Source organism: Allobosea sp. WAO (assembly GCF_001509835.1).
Classification (GTDB): Bacteria; Pseudomonadota; Alphaproteobacteria; order Rhizobiales; family Beijerinckiaceae; genus Allobosea.
Window position 1 is genome coordinate 1 of sequence record NZ_JXTJ01000013.1, and the last position, 1,534, is coordinate 1,534.

Here is a 1,534-nt window from a genome sequence, read left to right on the forward strand (position 1 = left end):
GATACCGTTGAAAAAGTTGGCTTGGATCGGGTTGTTGGCTCGTTCCAGATTTGGCCGATCGAGCCTCGCCCTCTCATGTTGTCCTGATCTGCGGCCCGTTCGGCAGGAGCTTGGCGAGCTTCCTGAGGTTCTGGGCTGCTGCGGCGAGGTGGAACTCGTCTCTGGCGCCGTTTGGTCCGCGTAGTCGCAGCCGATCGAGCCTCAGGATGCGCTTGAGATGGGCGAAGAGCATCTCGACCTTTTTCCGCTCGCGCCGCGAGGTGACATAGGCGTCGGTATCGGCGATGTCCCTGGCCATGTCGCGGGCACCCTCATGGATCGAACGCAGGAGCTTGCGAGCGGGCATGTTGGGTGAGCATTGCGGCTTCAGCAGGCAGGTGTCGCAGTCGAACTTGCTGGCGCGGTAGCGCATCATGCCCTCGCCATCGACGAGCGGCCGCTGCGTTCGATAGGCCTTCTGCCGCGGCCTGAGCTCCTTCCCGCTCGGGCAGGTGTAGAGATCGCGGGCGTGGTCATAGGCGAAGTCGGAGCGGCTGAAGGTGCCGTCGCTGCGCTGAGACTTGTCGAAGACCGGAATATGCGGCTCGATCCCGCGCTCATGGACCAGCCAGGCCAGGTTCTCGGCCGAGCCATAGGCGCTGTCGGCGGCGAGCCTGGCCGGCCAGAGGCCGAAGCGCTCCTGCGTCCGGTCGAGCATGGTCCGGGCCGAGCCGACCTCGGCCTGCCGGATGGCGCGACTGGCTTCGACGTCGACGATGACGGCGTGATCGAGATCGATCAGGTAGTTGGTGGCGTAGGCGAAGAAGGCATGCCCCTTCAGGGCGCCGGTCCATTGCGCGGCCGGATCGGAGCGCGAGACGAACTTCGGCTTGGCCGCGCTGGCTGCGCCCCAGGCGGCCTCGTCGAGCGTGTCGAGATACTCGCGCACCGACCGACGCGTCCGAGCCAGATCGTCCCAGTCGACTGCCTCCGAACCTTCGGCTGAGCGTTGCTTGTTCGCGTCGGCCCGGATCAGGCTGGCATCGACCGCGAAGCCTTCCCCGCCGACGAGCTCCTCCGCGATGCAGCGCCGGACGGTCGTCTCGAATAGCTCCCTCAAGAGATTGCTCTCGCGGAAGCGGCCATGTCGGTTCTTCGAAAAGGTCGAGTGATCGGGCACGTCGCCCTCGAGGCCGAGCCGACAAAACCAGCGATAGGCAAGGTTTAGATGCACCTCCTCGCACAGGCGCCGTTCGGACCGGATGCCGAAGCAGTAGCCGATGAGCAGCATCCGGATCATCAGCTCCGGATCGATCGAGGGCCGGCCGATCTCGCTGTAGAACGGACGCAGATGCGCGCGGATCTCCGAGAGATCGACGAACCGGTCGATGGCTCGCACCCAGTGATCGACAGGGACGTGGCGCTCCAGGCTGAACTCGTAGAACAGCGCCTCCTGCGCCACCTGCCGTTCGCCCATCATCGCGCTGCCCTCCACCTGGAGACGACTGAATCAGGACTTCATACCCGTCGCAACGACGACTTTTTCAACGGTATC

Annotated in this window: 1 protein-coding gene; it reads right to left on the reverse strand. The window is 64.7% G+C overall.

The genetic code is table 11. From position 1 onward, the window contains the following. Positions 1-73 precede the first annotated feature (73 nt). Positions 74-1,459, reverse strand: coding sequence for an IS1182 family transposase (locus tag DK26_RS23240; RefSeq protein ID WP_083533517.1), 1,386 nt, complete (start codon positions 1,457-1,459; stop codon positions 74-76). Positions 1,460-1,534: the final 75 nt, after the last annotated feature.